This is a genomic window from Rhodoglobus galactosidasius, from assembly GCF_054957775.1.
Genome location: NZ_JBQIAV010000007.1, coordinates 26,358 through 40,523, shown reverse-complemented (window position 1 = coordinate 40,523; position 14,166 = coordinate 26,358). Strand labels below are relative to the sequence as shown.

Below are 14,166 nucleotides of genomic sequence, written 5' to 3'. Positions count from 1 at the left end.
CTCACATCCGCGAGGAAGTTCCTTCGCCGTTTCGACGGCGCAGAGAAACGCTCAGTAGCATTACGGGGTGAGCCAGACGAATCCCCGCGACTTCGACGCCTTGTTGTCGAACGATCCGCTGTCGAACGACGCGGATGGCTCTTCAGGCTCCGACGCGCCTGCATCCGGGCTCATTCCTGCCGCGCTCGACAGCCATGAGGGCTCACGCCTCGACCGGTGGTGGGCGACGCGCAGTCCGCTGGCTCAGCGGTTACTCGGATGGACTGGGCCGGCGATTGTGGTGCTGATCGCGGCGTTCACGCGCCTGATTGGCCTCGGGCATCCGGCGTCGCTCGTTTTCGATGAGACGTTCTATGTGAAGGACGCGTGGACTCTCGTGAGTCGCGGCTCTGAGGCACAGTGGCCGGCCGAGGCGGATGCCCTGTTCAATGGCGGGGACGTCAACATCTTCTTGAATGACCCGTCATTTGTGGTGCATCCACCGCTCGGCAAGTGGTTGATCGGGTTGGGCATGCTGCCGTCTGGCGGTGAAGACCCATTCGGTTGGCGCATTGCGACCGCGCTCGTCGGCATTCTGGCGGTGATCGTGCTGATGCTGATCGCCAAGAAGCTGTTCGGCTCCACGCTGCTCGCGACCCTCGCCGGGTTGCTGATGGCAATCGACGGCAACGCAATCGTCATGAGTCGCGTTGCCCTGCTCGACAACTTTGTGATGATCTTTGTGCTGCTCGGAGTGGGGGCGATACTGCTCGATCGCGAACACTCCGCGACGCGGTTGGCGCTGTGGATCAGCAGGCGAGGTGCCCGCGGAGTCTCAACCGAGTGGGGCCCAGCACTCTGGTGGCGACCGTGGCTCATACTCGCCGCCATTGCCTTCGGTGCTGCCGCCGCCGTCAAGTGGAACGGTCTCTACTTTTTGGCCGCCTTCGCCGTCTATAGCCTCGTTGTGGATGCCCTGGCTCGCCGTCGCGCCGGCATCAGCTTCTGGGGCTCCGGCACCCTCTTCAAGCAGGCCCCCGTTAGTTTCCTGCTGACCGTACCGATTGCGCTGCTCGTCTACTTGAGCTCGTGGAGCGGGTGGTTCCTCGGCGATAACGGCTACGACCGCAACTGGGCCGAAGGTGACGGCAATGCCTGGTCGGGCGCACTGAGTTGGGTTCCGCTCGACCTGCAAAGCCTGTGGCACTTCCAGTCGAGTGTCTACAGCTACCACGTGGGCGAAAGCCGACCGCATCCCTACCAGGCGAATCCGCTGACCTGGCTGCTGCTCATCCGCCCCACCAGCATGTTCTACGAGAACATCGCTAATGGCGAGAGCGGTTGTGTCGCGGATGCCTGCGGAGCCTCAATTTCAGGAATCGCCAACCCCATCATTTGGTGGGCTGCAACCGCAGCCGTCCTTTATCTCGTGTACCGGCTGGTGCGCTACCGCCAGTGGCAGACCGGCTTCATCCTGATGGGCGTCGCCGCCGGTTACCTGCCCTGGTTGCTCTACCTGAACCGCACCGTCTTCCAGTTCTACACAATCGTGTTCGAGCCGTACCTGATTTTGGCGCTGGTCGCCGCGCTCGGGGTGATCCTCGGCAGCTCCGATGACCACCGCGATAGACGCCTCAGCGGCATCGGGGTCGTTGCCGTGTTCTTGGTCGTCGCCATCGCGGTCAGTGTGTTTTTCTGGCCCCTTTGGACGGGCCAAACCATTGACTACGACCTGCTGCGACTGCGCTGGTGGCTACCGACCTGGGTCTAGCGTGGCGTTCTGTTACGTCGAGAATCCGATTCGGGCTTGCACCTCTGTAGCCTGATGCTATGGCTGATCGTGACTATGGTTTCCGCACGCGCGCAATTCATGCTGGCAACATCCCTGATGCGGCGACGGGTTCGCGCGCCCTGCCGATCTATCAAACAAGCGCGTATGTCTTCGATGACACCGCGGATGCTGCGGCCCGCTTTGCCCTTCAGAAGTACGGCAACATCTATTCCCGGCTCGCAAACCCGACGGTCGCAAGCTTTGAGGAGCGCGTCGCCTCTCTCGAGGGCGGCCTCGGTGCTGTCGCCACCGGTAGCGGGCTCAGTGCGCAGTTCATTACCTTCGCCGCGCTGGCAGGTGCTGGCGACCACATTGTTTCGAGTGCCAACCTCTATGGCGGCTCCATTACTCAGTTGGATGTCACGCTCCGCCGTTTCGGCGTCGACACCACGTTTGTGCGCTCCTCCGATCCCGCCGACTACGCCGCAGCGATCACGCCCAAGACGAAGCTGATCTTCGCTGAGACGATCGCCAACCCGTCTGGGGAGATCGCCGACATCGAGGGGCTTGCCGAGGTCGCCCACGCCCACAACATTCCGCTCATCATCGACTCCACTGTCGCCACTCCGTATCTCAATCGCCCGATTGAGTGGGGCGCCGACATCGTGACCCACTCGGCCACAAAGTTCCTCGGTGGGGCCGGCACGACCCTCGGCGGCGTTGTCGTCGAGAGCGGTCGTTTCGACTGGGCCAATGAGCACTTCCCATTATTCGACGAGCCGGTGCCCAGCTACGGCGGGCTCAACTGGAGTGGCAACTTCGGCGAATACGCCTTCCTCACGCGACTGCGTGCGGAGCAGCTTCGCGACATCGGGCCCGCGCTCGCCCCGCACTCCGCCTGGTTGCTCGCGACCGGCGTCGAAACTCTTCCTTTCCGGATGCAAGCCCACGTCGACAACGCACGCATCGTCGCGGAGTGGCTTGAGGCCGACCCGCGCATCGAGACCGTGTATTGGGCCGGGCTTCCGGGGCATCCACACTTCGAACGTGCGCAGAAGTACCTGCCCCAGGGCGCCGGCTCCGTGTTCTCGTTCGTGGTCAAGGGCGGCCGCGCTGTCGGACAGAAGTTCATCGAGAGCGTCAACCTGGCTAGTCACCTCGCGAATATTGGCGATGCGAAGACTCTGGTCATCCATCCTGCATCCACAACACACGCCCAGCTCAGCGAGCAGCAGCTCATCGACGCCGGCGTCCTGCCGGGCGTTGTGCGCATCAGTGTCGGAATAGAAGACCCGGAAGACATTGTTGATGACCTTGACCAGGCTTTGACCGAAGCAACGAAGGGCTAAGGATGTCGACCGAAGATGTGCAGACCACCCAGCTTTCGAACGGACTCACGTGTGACCTGCCTGCAAGCTCACCGCTGGCCAAGCTGCTGAAGTCGCAACGAACCTGGGTCAGCCCTGACGCGAAGCAACGCCTCGCGATCCTGCGCAACGCGAAGTCGATCGCCATTGTTGGCGCATCCCCGAACCCGTCCCGCTCCAGCTACTTCGTCGGCACCTACTTGTTGCAGTCGAGCGACTACCGGGTGTATTTCGTGAATCCGAATGCGGACACGATCCTCGGCCAGAAGGCCTACCCCGATCTCGCCTCGCTGCCCGAGGTGCCCGACATCGTCGACGTCTTCCGTAAGGCCAGCGACATCCCCGCCGTCATCGAAGATGTACTCGCCGTTGGCGCGAAGACTGTCTGGGTGCAACTCGGAATCTGGAATCAGGATGCCGCCATCTATGGCGAATCGCAGGGGCTTACGGTCGTCATGGACCGCTGCCTCAAGGTCGAGCACGCGCGCTTCAACGGCGGCCTCAACTTGATGGGGTTTGACACGGGCGTCATCTCCTCGCGTCGAGCGGGGCGTTAGGCAGCCGTCGCCGCCGGGCGCCAACGATGCACTAACTTAGCGTTATGGCAGTGGTTCAGACTCGACGTGCGCGGGCTGCCCGACGCCGCAAACGCCGCGTCGATGCCGCCGACAATGACCTCACCGCCGAGCAGTGGGAATCGCTGAAGCGCGAGTGGGGCGGCTGCGCGTGTTGCACCGCCACCGACTCAGCGCTGCAGAAGGATTGCGTTCAGCCCATCTCTCGCGGCGGTAGCTGTACGGTGGGCAACGTCGCGCCTTCCTCACCCAGTACGTTCACGTTCGTCAGGCGCTGGGGCTCGTCTAGGTAGACAGCGCGTCTCAATTCTGTACATTTTGACCCCATAAACGTACAATTACTTTATGTCGACTACAAGCATCGCGGAGGCCCGCAAGAACTTCTCAGAGGTCATCGCCACCTCAGAGCGCGAAGCTGTCTTTATCGAGCGTCGCGGACAGCGTGCGGCCGTTGTCGTCAGTCCAGAGCAGTATGAGCGCATGATGGATGCTCTTGAAGATGCCGAAGATGTTGCTGCTTTTGATGAGGCGATGGCCCACGAGGGGCCAAATATTCCGTGGGATCAGGTCAAGGCAGATTTGGGCTGGTAGTGGCCTATCGAATCGAGGTGACGCCTGCTGCGGCGCGCGCGCTCAAACGAGTCGACCATCAACATCGTGACCGGATCCGCGGCGCGATCGCTCTCCTGAGCGAAAACCCTCGACCTCCGGGCGCGAAGGCGCTCCAAGGGCGCCCCGGATTCCGCGTGCGCATCGGCGACTACCGCATCGTGTACACGATTCAGGATGATGTGCTGCTCGTAGTCATCGTCACTCTGGGGCATCGACGCGACGTGTACCAGCGCTAGCTCGAAGGCTGTCTGCTTTGGCACGGCCGACGAAGTGGTCCATGGTGTTGTTCACGCCGAGCTGATTCATGAGTTTGTCGAACCAACGTGCCGGGAGCACTCGGGCGGGTGACAAGAAGTTCACGAACCGGGGCATGATCAACTGGTGCCGACCCTTCTCAATCGCTGTCAGAGTTTTTTGAGCAACGTATTCGGGCGTGAGAATCGGCAGCAGGAGTGGGTATTTCGTTTGCACACCCTCAAACATTCCGGTGCTGATGAAGTAGGGACACACGACCAACGAGTTGACGCCGGTGTTCGCTTTCGACAGCTCCACCCGGAGCGATTCGGCGAATCCGAACGCGGCGAATTTGCTTGCAGAGTAGTCGGTTTGCTTGGCCACCCCGACGAGTCCAGCAGCACTGGAAATGGTGACAACGGTTCCGCGACGGTTCGTGATCATGTCTCCCAAGAACGCACGGGTGACCCAGAACAGCGCAAGGGTGTTCACGCGAATCGTTCGCTCTATGGCCTCGTCGGAGGCATCGAGGAGGTTCTTCCCGGTGACGACCCCAGCGTTGTTGATGACGACATCCACGGCTCCCGTTTTCTTAGCGGCCGCCTTGACAGCATCGCGGTCGGACACGTCGACGGTGTACGCCTCGGCGTAATGACCCGCGCCGACGATCTCCTCGCGGACGCTCTCAGCAGCTTCTGCAGACAAGTCCCACAGCATGACCCGGGCTCCGCGTTCCGCAGCACCTAAGGCCAGAAGTCGGCCAATGCCGCTTCCGCCACCAGTGATCAACACGGTTTGATCCTTCAGGGAATGAGACACTTTTCTTCTCCTCTTAGCCGTCCGGCCGTCACCAACCCAGTATTGACCCATTGGTCAATAGATTGCAATAGCTAAACTGGAAACGTGGTCGGAATTAGGAAACCAGAAATCGAGCGACGCGACGATATCCTCGCCGCGGCAAAAGTCGTGGCGCTGCGTGGCGGACTAGAAACGGTCTCAGCCCGCACTGTCGCCGCAGAAGCCGACCTCTCCAGCGGCCTGGTCTACTTCTATTTCGAATCCAAAGACGGACTCCTGCACGCGCTGCTTGCCCGACTGCTCGCGACGACACTCGACGGACCCGAAAGTGGATTCGGGGAAGACCTTTCTTCAGACGTCGCCCTGTTTCAGGTGGTGGCCACAGAACTAGAAGGGCTGCACACCCAACGTGACGAAGTTGATCTGTTGTTCCAGTTCTACTTCTTCCGACAGAGCACGGACTTTCGCGACCAGCTCAACACGGGCCTGCGCCTCTATGCCGACACGATGGAACCCATCACCAGCCGCTTCGCTCAGCAACATGGCCTCGCCCCCGAAGCGTTCCGATCGACCCTTGTCGCCCTCATTCAAGGAGCCGCGATAGACGTCGTGCGACGCCCCGAAGAGTTCAGCGCCGAACAACTACTCGAAGTGGTCGCTGCACTCGCATCGACAGCACCCGCGCTAGGTTGACGCGAGCAGGGCTAGGTCGAGGCGAGCAGCGCTCCCAACGCCGCCGAATCGGTAAGCGGTAACCGGCACACGAACTCTTCGCAGAGGTAGGCCGTCGGCGTGCCCTCGCTTGCAGTGCGGGCCGCAAACAGTTCGAAACCGGATGCCGCGAAAGCTTCGGCTTGAGCCTGCGAGACGGCCACACCAATGCCTCCAGCGCGGTGCAACTTGTGGGCGAGACTCGTAAGCTCGCCGCCGGTTTCGGCGCTCTCGTCGGAGGCGTCGCCGAGGCTACCCGCATCCGGCGTCACCACGACGAGCTGGCGCAACGGTGCACTGAGCTCCGACATGAGGGTGAGGGCAGTTCCAAACGAGATGGGTTGCTGGGCTGCGAGTTGGCCAACCAGTTTCATCGAACTCTCGGCGGCATCCCGGTATTGGGCGTCGCCGGTGAGAGCGAAGAGGGCGAAGGCAGCGGCGGCCATGGCGCTGAGCCCGCTCGGGTGCGCGCCATCGCTAATGTCTGCTTCGGTCGAGAGACCTTGCGCCGCGAGCACGGAATCGCTGCCGCCGGGGAGGCCGAAGGGTGAGCTTCCTGAACCCGCAGCACCGCCCGCGAGCGCCCCATCGACGAGGTCGCGGGCGGCGATGGCGTAGCGGACCTCGCCGGTTGCGATCGACAGTTCGAGCAGTCCCTGGGCGAGCATCCCACTGTCTTCGAGCGTCGCTGCGGCATCGGAGAGGATGCCGTCGATGGAGGTGCGCACGAGCCGCTCCCCTGCACCTCCACCAACCACATGCTCTGCGAGCAGGAAGTCGGCGGCACCGCGGGCAAGCGCGATCCACTCGGGCTTATTGTGGCGCGCTCCGGCGAGCGCGAGGCCTTCGATCGCGAGGCCGTTCCAGCCGGTGAGGATCTTGTCGTCGCGGGGCGGGGCTTCGACGCGGGCGCGGCTCGCGGCATCCAGCGAATAGTAGAAGCCCTCGACGCGTTTGCCGTCGACGGTGCTCTCGGAGTCGAGTCCCGAGGCGAACGCACCAGAGGGCAACAGCAGTTTGTCGCGCAAGAACTCGGCAACGCCGGTGGCGGTTTCGGTGCGGTCGGCGAGCGCGTAGGCGGCGAGCAGTTGGGCGTTGTCGTAGAGCATGCGTTCGTAATGAGGGTCGGTCCAGTCGCCCCGGGTTGAGTAGCGGAAGAAGCCGCCATCGACAGGATCGCGCAGCGCGGAACCAGCCATTGCCTCAAGCGTACGATCCGCGAGGCCAGCTGCCTCAGGCGAGTGCTCAGCGGTGCGGGCGCCGCGGTCGAGAAGGAACCGCAGCACCGGGGTGACCGGAAATTTGGGGGCGTCGCCGAATCCGCCATGCTCGAGGTCTTCGGCGGCAGCGAGGGTATCGATCACGGGCGCGAAATCAACGACGAGTTCACTCTCCACACCGCGACTCTGAGCGAGCGCCTGCGCAATGGCCGCGCCGCTCGTCTCGACCCGCTCACGACGCGTGCCCCACGCATCCGTCACTGATTCAAGCACTTGCCTGAATGCCGGATGCTGCCCCACCGCGGTCGGCGGCCAGTACGTACCGGCAAAGAACGCTCGCCCCGCGGGCGTGACGAACACGTTGAGCGGCCAGCCCAGATTGGGAGTGAAGGCGGATGCCGCCGCTAGATACGTGGAGTCCACTTCGGCGTGCTCTTCCCGGTCGACTTTGATCGCTACGAAGTTCTCGTTGAGGTACGCAGCGAGAACGGGATCGCTGAACGATTCGCGCGCCATCACGTGACACCAGTGGCAGGTTGAGTAGCCGATAGAGACCAGCAGGGGTACATCGCGGCGCTCAGCTTCAGCAAAAGCTTCGGCAGACCACTCCCACCAATCCACAGGGTTGGTGGCGTGTGATCTGAGGTACGGACTCGCAGCAGCTTCCAAACGATTGGGCATAGTCTCAGGGTATGTCGAAGTTGACCGTGACGTACATTGGCGGCCCCACCGCGTTGCTCGAATATGCGGGATTGCGCATCGTGACTGATCCCACGTTTGATGCACCGAGCCACTACCCCGACGAGGGCGGCGTGCCGCTCACCAAGACGCAGGGACCGGCCCTGAGTCGCACCGAGGTCGGTGACGTCGACCTGGTGTTGTTGTCGCATCACGAGCACGAAGACAACCTCGACTACGAAGGTCTCGAACTGCTCGCGACGGGCGTTCTCACGATCAGCACCATGAAGGCCGGCTCCGACCTCTTCGGCGGTGGCGTTGTCGGTCTCGATTCGTGGGAGTCCCGCGAGGTTGGCGCAGCCACTGTCACTGCGGTGCCCGCGCTGCACGGCCCTCCCGGTGCCGAATCACTCGTCGGCCCGGTCACCGGTTTCGTGCTGCAGGCCGAAGGCGAACCCACCATTTACGTCAGCGGAGACAACGCGTCCCTACTGCTCGTGCAACAGATCGCTGGCCGCTTCCCCGACATCGACATTGCCCTGCTCTTTGCCGGAGCCGCCCGCATTTCAGCGATCAGCAGCCCGCTCACTCTGACAGCCGCGGATGCCGCCGAGGCCGCCAGAGTCTTGGGCGTTCACCGCGTGGTTGGTCTTCACACCGAAGACTGGGAACACTTCACTGAGACGCGTGCTGACCTCGAGGCGGCCTTCGCGGAAACAGATCTGCTCGTGAATACCCCGCGCGGGGTCGCCGTCAGCATTGAGCACTCCCCGGTGGGCGGCTAGCGCCCGACGCGCTTATGGCGAAGGAATTCAGCGTCGTCGCGAGCGATCGTGAACAGTATGGCTGTGATCCGCAGGCGGGGGCCTGCCATCCAGTAGAGAACGGCCACGACGATGACGGCGAATGCCAGAACAGCGCCGAGAAAAGGAACAAAAGCCGGCATCCCCTCCACCAAGGTGAAAGGAATACCGGCTACCTGCGTGCGAGCTACTCTACTTAGAAAGTGGCCTCGTCAGGGTTCGAGCCAACGCGCTGGTCGCGGTCGATAGCGTCGATGGATGCCATCTGCTCGGCGGAGAGCTCGAAACCAAAGACGTCAAAGTTCTCGGCCATGCGCTCGCGCGAGTTCGACTTCGGGAACACGATGATGCCGTTCTGCAGGTGCCAGCGGATCGCCACCTGTGCAGGCGAGACACCGTGTGCTTCAGCCGCGGTCTGCAGTGCAGGCTCGCTGAACAGGTCGTACTTTCCCTGGCCAAGCGGACCCCAGGCCTCAATGTGCATACCGAGTTCAGCACCGTAGGAGCGCAGGTCGCGCTGAGCGAATGCGGGGTGCAGTTCGATCTGGTCGACGGCCGGAACAGTGCTGCTGCCAGCGATGATCTTGTCAAGGTGTGGGCGGTGGAAGTTGCTGACACCGATTGAGCGCGCCTTGCCCTCTGCCTTCAACTGCTCCATGGTCAGCCAGGTCTCGAGGTAGAGATCAAGGTCGGGGCGTGGCCAGTGGATGAGGTACAGATCCACATAGTCGAGGCCCAACTTATCGAGACTCAGATCCAAGGCGTCGCGAGCAGAGTCAGTGCCCTGGTCGCTGTTCCACAGCTTGGTCGTGATGAAAAGTTCTTCGCGCGGAATGCCGGATGCTGTGATCGCGTTGCCAACGCCGACCTCGTTACCGTAGATCATTGCAGTGTCGAGGTGGCGGTAACCAACTTCGAGCGCGTCGGTGACAATCCGCTCAGTCTCTTCGGGGTCAACCTTGAATACACCGAAGCCGAGCTGGGGGATGGAATTGCCGTCGTTCAGTTCAATTTGGGGAACAGTCATTTCTCCATCTTGCCACTCGCGACTGACGATTCCATCCCAGCTTGTGCAGCTTCTAGGAGATGTGGCGCTCGTCTACGCCCGAGTAGGCGGCGAGCGGGCGAATGAGGGCGTTCGATCCGGCCTGCTCCATGATGTGCGCGGTCCACCCGGTAATACGGCTGGCCACGAATAGCGGCGTGAACATGTCGGTATCGAACCCGATGAGGTTGTACGCAGGTCCGCTCGGGTAATCGAGGTTCGGCTTGATGTTCTTGCGGCTCGTCATCGCCGTTTCAAGAGCGTCATACAGCTCCATCATGTCGGGACGATCGAACTCGGCGACGAGTGTTTCGAGCGCTGCCTTCATCGTGGGCACCCGCGAGTCACCGTTCTTGTAGACGCGGTGACCGAAGCCCATGATCTTGCGCTTCTCAGCGAGTGCGGTCTCGAGCCAGCCTTCAGCATTCTCTGCGGTGCCGATCTCTTCGAAGACGTGCATCACTGCCTCGTTCGCTCCGCCGTGCAGCTGACCCTTGAGCGCACCAATAGCAGCAGTGACAGCGCTGTAGAGGTCGCTCAGCGTGCTCGTGACGACGCGAGCGGTGAAGGTCGAGGCGTTGAAGGAGTGCTCGGCATACAAAATCATCGACACGTCGAAAGCGTTGACGACCACGAGGTCGGGAACCTCGCCAAAGGTCATGTGCAAGAAGTTTGCCGAATAGCTCAGGTCATCGCGCGGTTCGACGAGATCCTGATCGCGACGACGACGCTGGTCGTAGGCAACGATCGCCGGCAACTTCGCCATCAGCGTGAGCGAGCGCTGCATGTTGAGGTCAGCATCGATCATGCTTGCGGGGTCGGTGAGGGTCTCATCCACAGCACCGATCACGCTGACGGCGGTGCGTACGACATCCATCGGATGCGCAGAAAGAGGCAGTTCGTCGATCACGCGCTTCGTGCGCGCGTCGAGGTGGCGCTGCGAACGCTCGGCATTCTGGAACGCCACCAATTGCTCATCAGTGGGCAGTTCGCCATTCCACAGCAGATAAGCGACCTCTTCAAAGGTGCACTTCTCGGCCAGCTCCTGCACGGGGTAGCCGCGATACATCAGGGAGTTGGTCTCCGAGTTCACCTTTGAGATTGCGGTGGTGTCGGCAACAACGCCAGCCAAACCCTTACGTATTTCGGTTTCTGGGGTACCTGTTAGGTCAGTCATGGTGCTCCTCGGTAGTGGTATCGAGTCAAAGTTCGAGTGTGGGTTGTGAAGTTAGTGGTGGCTGTCGAGCGTGAAGTTGAAAATGGACGAATCGAAAGCGTTGTAGCCCTCGTAGTCGAGCAGTTCATACAGACGAGCCCTCGTCTGCATCTCTCCCACAACCGACTGCTGAGTGCCGTCGGCGGTGATCGCATCGAGGGTGCGCTCTGCTGCACCCATTGCACTACGCAACAGGGTAACGGGGTAAATCACAATGTTTACGCCAATATTGCTCAATTGCGTTGTCGTGAAGAGTTCACTTTTTCCGAATTCTGTCATGTTCGCGAGAATCGGAACATCGACGGCCTTGCGCATCGCCTCGAATTCGCTGAGGTCTTTCATCGCCTCAGCGAAGATGGCGTCGGCACCGGCATCCACCAGTTGCTTGGCGCGGTCCATCGCGGCCTCCAAACCATCAACAGCGCGGATGTCGGTGCGGGCCATGATCAACAGGTTGGGGTCGCGTCGAGCATCGACCGCCGAACGGATGCGCTTGAGCGCGGTGTCGGTGTCGACCACAGCTTTGCCGTCGAGGTGTCCGCAGCGCTTCGGGTTGACTTGATCTTCGATGTGGAGGCCAGAGACACCCGCATCTTCGAGGGTCTGCACGGTGCGAGCGACGTTCATGGGTTCGCCAAAGCCGGTGTCGGCGTCAACGAGACTGGGCAGGTCGGTCATCCGCGAAATCTGCTGCGAACGACCGGCAACCTCGGTGAGGGTCGTCAGGCCGATGTCGGGCAGGCCAAGATCGGCACTGATGACGGCACCCGAGATGTAGACACCATCGAAGCCCTTGTCTTGGATGAGGCGAGCGCTCAGCGGGTTGAAGGCACCGGGCACGCGCAGCAGTTCACCACTAGCGAGACGCTCACGGAACTGCGCACGCTTGGTGGCTGGATCGGTTTGGGCGTACAGCATTAGAAGATTCCTTTGGCAGTAGTGGCGGGGAAGTTGCCGCGCACGGTCAGCTCTCCCAGTTCGGATGCCGACAGTTCCGGCAGTCGTTCGGCTGCGGCCAAGAAGCGTTCGATTTCGTCGCTCCCGAGCACGCCGTCCGCGAGGGTGCGGAACTTGGTGATGTATTGCTCGCGGGCGAAGGGTCGAGCACCGAGTGGATGAGCGTCAGCAACAGCGATCTCTTCGACGATGCGGCTTCCGTCGGTCATTTCGATCTCGACGCGGCCGCCGAAGGCTTTCTCGGCGGGATCAATCGAGTGGTAGCGACGCGTCCACTCGGCATCTTCTTGAGTGGTGACGCGCTTCCACAGTTCGACAGTATCTGGGCGGTTGGCGCGCTCAGGTGCGTAGCTGTTGACGTGATGCCACTCTTGGTCTTGCAGCGCCACGGTGAAGATGTACGGAATCGAGTGGTCGAGCGTTTCACGGCTCGCATTGGGGTCGTACTTCTGCGGGTCGTTAGCGCCCGAGCCAATCACATAGTGGGTGTGGTGGCTCGTGTGCAGCACGATGCGGTTGATGTTCTCTTCAACGAGTTCCGGATGCTCGCGCCCCAGTTTGCGGGCGAGGTCGATCCACGCCTGCGCCTGATATTCGGCCGAATGTTCCTTCGTGTATGAGTCGAGGATCGCTGTGCGCGACTCCCCCAGCTCGGGCAGCGGAACCGCGTAGTGCGCGTCTGGGCCATCGAGCATCCACGCGATTACGCCGTCTTCACCTTCGTAGATCGGGGTGGGGCTGGTCTGGCCGCGCATGGCACGGTCGACGGCTTCGACCGCCATCTTGCCGGCGAAGGCGGGGGCGTGCGCCTTCCACGTGGAAATCTCGCCCTTGCGTGACTGGCGGGTAGCGGTGGTTGTGTGGAGCGCCTGGCCGACGGCCTGGAAGATGGTTTCGGTGTCGAGACCGAGGAGGGTTCCGATGCCGGCGGCGGCGCTCGGGCCGAGGTGGGCAACATGGTCGATCTTGTGCTTGTGCAGGCAGATTGCCTTTACGAGATCGATCTGGATTTCGTAGCCGGTGACGATACCGCGCAGCAGGTCAGCACCCGTTCGACCCGTGTGTTGAGCAACAGCAAGGATCGGCGGGATATTGTCGCCGGGGTGCGAATAGTCGGCCGCCAAGAATGTGTCGTGGTAGTCGAGCTCGCGCACGGCCACCCCGTTGGCCCAGGCTGCCCATTCGGGGCTGACGCGAAGGTCGGAACCGAAGACGGTAGCTCCCGGCTCATAGGGGTGCCGTTCGGCCTGGGCGCGCGCGGCAACTACCGGCGCACGCGTGAGGGATGCGGTAGCAACAGCAGCGTTGTCGATCACACGGTTGATGACCATGTCGGTGACGGCATCCGTCGGTTCGAGTTGTTCGGCGGCAATCTCGGCAATCTTGTGCGCGAGCTGGTCTTCGCGGGCTAGGTTCTCGTCGCTGCGGTAAACGCGGAGGGAGTGATTTTTCACGGTGGTACCTCTCAGTTGGCGGCGCGCAGGGGAGATTCTGTGGCCATGGCTAGTGCGCTCGTGAGCGCGTGATGGAGATGAATGTGGGTGGCGTGGGCGGCGAGTTCGGCATCCCGGGCGACGATCGCCTGCACGATCAACAGGTGTTCGCGAGCTGCGGCGGCTAAACGCTCGGGGTTGTCTTTAGCCAGACGGCGCACGCGCACAAGGTGCGTGCGCAGAGAGTTGAGCGCACCGATGAGGTAGTCATTCTCGACCGCGTCATCGACGGCAGCATCAAAGCGGCGCACCAGATCAAAGTAGGCGCTGCGGTCGGTGTCGTCGCGGGCAAGCAGTTCAGGAACCGCCTCAAACTCGCGCTCTAGGTCGGCAAACGTGGTGCCCGTGTGTTGCACAGCGGCGAGGCGCAAGGCTTTCACTTCGAGTGCTTTGCGCACATCAAAGAGTTCGCGGATGTTGTCGACAGACACATCGGTCACGACAAGTCCGCGACCCGATTGGGTTGCGACAAGCCCATCCGTCATGAGTCGAGAGAGTGCTTCTCGCAAGGGGGTGCGGGACACCCCGAGCCGCGCAGCCTGCTCAACCTCGCCGAGAATCGTTCCGGGCGCGAGTCGCCACTCAACGATGTCGTCGCGCAGGGCTTGGTAGGCGCGCTCACTGGCTCTCAACGCTGTTGCCATGACACCTTCCCTGCTTTATTCGGTCATTGCGTATCCCATTTGTATACAAGATTGTCAGTTTAT

The 14,166-nt window shown here is 61.8% G+C and carries 15 protein-coding genes; 7 read left to right on the top strand and 8 right to left on the bottom strand.

Annotated elements, in window-relative coordinates:
• The first annotated feature begins 67 nt into the window (after positions 1-67).
• The 5 genes from ACTJJW_RS10215 (at position 68) to ACTJJW_RS10195 (ending at position 4,540) form a co-directional block, all read left to right on the top strand.
• Positions 68-1,750 carry a dolichyl-phosphate-mannose--protein mannosyltransferase gene (locus ACTJJW_RS10215; RefSeq protein ID WP_462644352.1) on the top strand — a complete coding sequence of 561 codons (1,683 nt, stop codon included), beginning with the start codon at positions 68-70 and terminating at the stop codon, positions 1,748-1,750.
• Positions 1,751-1,809: 59 nt separating this feature from the next.
• Entirely contained in the window at positions 1,810-3,099 is a 1,290-nt protein-coding gene (locus tag ACTJJW_RS10210; protein WP_462644350.1) for an O-acetylhomoserine aminocarboxypropyltransferase/cysteine synthase family protein, read from the top strand.
• A 2-nt stretch (positions 3,100-3,101) separates the two neighbouring features.
• Positions 3,102-3,674: a CoA-binding protein gene (locus ACTJJW_RS10205; protein ID WP_462644349.1), complete on the top strand. Its 573-nt coding sequence runs from the start codon at positions 3,102-3,104 to the stop codon at positions 3,672-3,674.
• Between the two features lie 363 nt (positions 3,675-4,037).
• Positions 4,038-4,283 (top strand): type II toxin-antitoxin system Phd/YefM family antitoxin, encoded by a 246-nt coding sequence (locus ACTJJW_RS10200; RefSeq protein ID WP_462644347.1) that lies wholly within the window; start codon positions 4,038-4,040, stop codon positions 4,281-4,283.
• Positions 4,283-4,540 (top strand): type II toxin-antitoxin system RelE family toxin, encoded by a 258-nt coding sequence (locus tag ACTJJW_RS10195; protein WP_462644346.1) that lies wholly within the window; start codon positions 4,283-4,285, stop codon positions 4,538-4,540. The genes ACTJJW_RS10200 and ACTJJW_RS10195 overlap by 1 nt, the downstream gene beginning before the upstream one ends.
• Here ACTJJW_RS10195 and ACTJJW_RS10190 read toward each other — a convergent pair.
• Positions 4,503-5,357, bottom strand: a complete 855-nt coding sequence (locus tag ACTJJW_RS10190) for an SDR family oxidoreductase (RefSeq protein ID WP_462644344.1) — start codon at positions 5,355-5,357, stop codon at positions 4,503-4,505. The genes ACTJJW_RS10195 and ACTJJW_RS10190 overlap by 38 nt on opposite strands.
• 84 nt (positions 5,358-5,441) lie before the next feature.
• On the opposite strand from ACTJJW_RS10190, the gene ACTJJW_RS10185 reads away from it, so the two are divergent.
• Positions 5,442-6,029: a TetR/AcrR family transcriptional regulator gene (locus ACTJJW_RS10185; RefSeq protein WP_462644342.1), complete on the top strand. Its 588-nt coding sequence runs from the start codon at positions 5,442-5,444 to the stop codon at positions 6,027-6,029.
• A gap of 11 nt (positions 6,030-6,040) precedes the next feature.
• Here the strand turns inward: ACTJJW_RS10185 and ACTJJW_RS10180 are convergent, their stop codons facing one another.
• Positions 6,041-7,948 carry a thioredoxin domain-containing protein gene (locus tag ACTJJW_RS10180; RefSeq protein WP_462644340.1) on the bottom strand — a complete coding sequence of 636 codons (1,908 nt, stop codon included), beginning with the start codon at positions 7,946-7,948 and terminating at the stop codon, positions 6,041-6,043.
• 11 nt (positions 7,949-7,959) lie between these two features.
• Here ACTJJW_RS10180 and ACTJJW_RS10175 point away from each other — a divergent pair, with 11 nt between their 5' ends.
• On the top strand, positions 7,960-8,730 hold the full coding sequence (locus ACTJJW_RS10175) for an MBL fold metallo-hydrolase (RefSeq protein WP_462644338.1): 771 nt from the start codon (positions 7,960-7,962) through the stop codon (positions 8,728-8,730).
• Here the strand turns inward: ACTJJW_RS10175 and ACTJJW_RS10170 are convergent.
• Genes ACTJJW_RS10170 through ACTJJW_RS10145 form a run of 6 tightly spaced genes read right to left on the bottom strand, consistent with a single transcriptional unit; the run spans position 8,727 to position 14,103 of the window.
• Complete coding sequence (locus ACTJJW_RS10170; protein ID WP_462644337.1) at positions 8,727-8,891, bottom strand: hypothetical protein; 165 nt, start codon at positions 8,889-8,891, stop codon at positions 8,727-8,729. The two genes, ACTJJW_RS10175 and ACTJJW_RS10170, sit on opposite strands and share 4 nt — an antisense overlap.
• Positions 8,892-8,944: 53 nt before the next feature.
• Entirely contained in the window at positions 8,945-9,775 is an 831-nt protein-coding gene (locus tag ACTJJW_RS10165; RefSeq protein WP_462644335.1) for an aldo/keto reductase, read from the bottom strand.
• 52 nt (positions 9,776-9,827) lie between these two features.
• Complete coding sequence (locus ACTJJW_RS10160; protein WP_462644333.1) at positions 9,828-10,970, bottom strand: bifunctional 2-methylcitrate synthase/citrate synthase; 1,143 nt, start codon at positions 10,968-10,970, stop codon at positions 9,828-9,830.
• Positions 10,971-11,021: 51 nt separating this feature from the next.
• On the bottom strand, positions 11,022-11,927 hold the full coding sequence (gene prpB, locus ACTJJW_RS10155) for a methylisocitrate lyase (RefSeq protein ID WP_462644331.1): 906 nt from the start codon (positions 11,925-11,927) through the stop codon (positions 11,022-11,024).
• Positions 11,927-13,420 carry an MmgE/PrpD family protein gene (locus ACTJJW_RS10150; RefSeq protein ID WP_462644329.1) on the bottom strand — a complete coding sequence of 498 codons (1,494 nt, stop codon included), beginning with the start codon at positions 13,418-13,420 and terminating at the stop codon, positions 11,927-11,929. The genes prpB and ACTJJW_RS10150 overlap by 1 nt, the downstream gene beginning before the upstream one ends.
• Before the next feature lie 11 nt (positions 13,421-13,431).
• Positions 13,432-14,103, bottom strand: a complete 672-nt coding sequence (locus tag ACTJJW_RS10145; protein ID WP_462644327.1) for a GntR family transcriptional regulator — start codon at positions 14,101-14,103, stop codon at positions 13,432-13,434.
• Between the last annotated feature and the right edge of the window lie 63 nt (positions 14,104-14,166).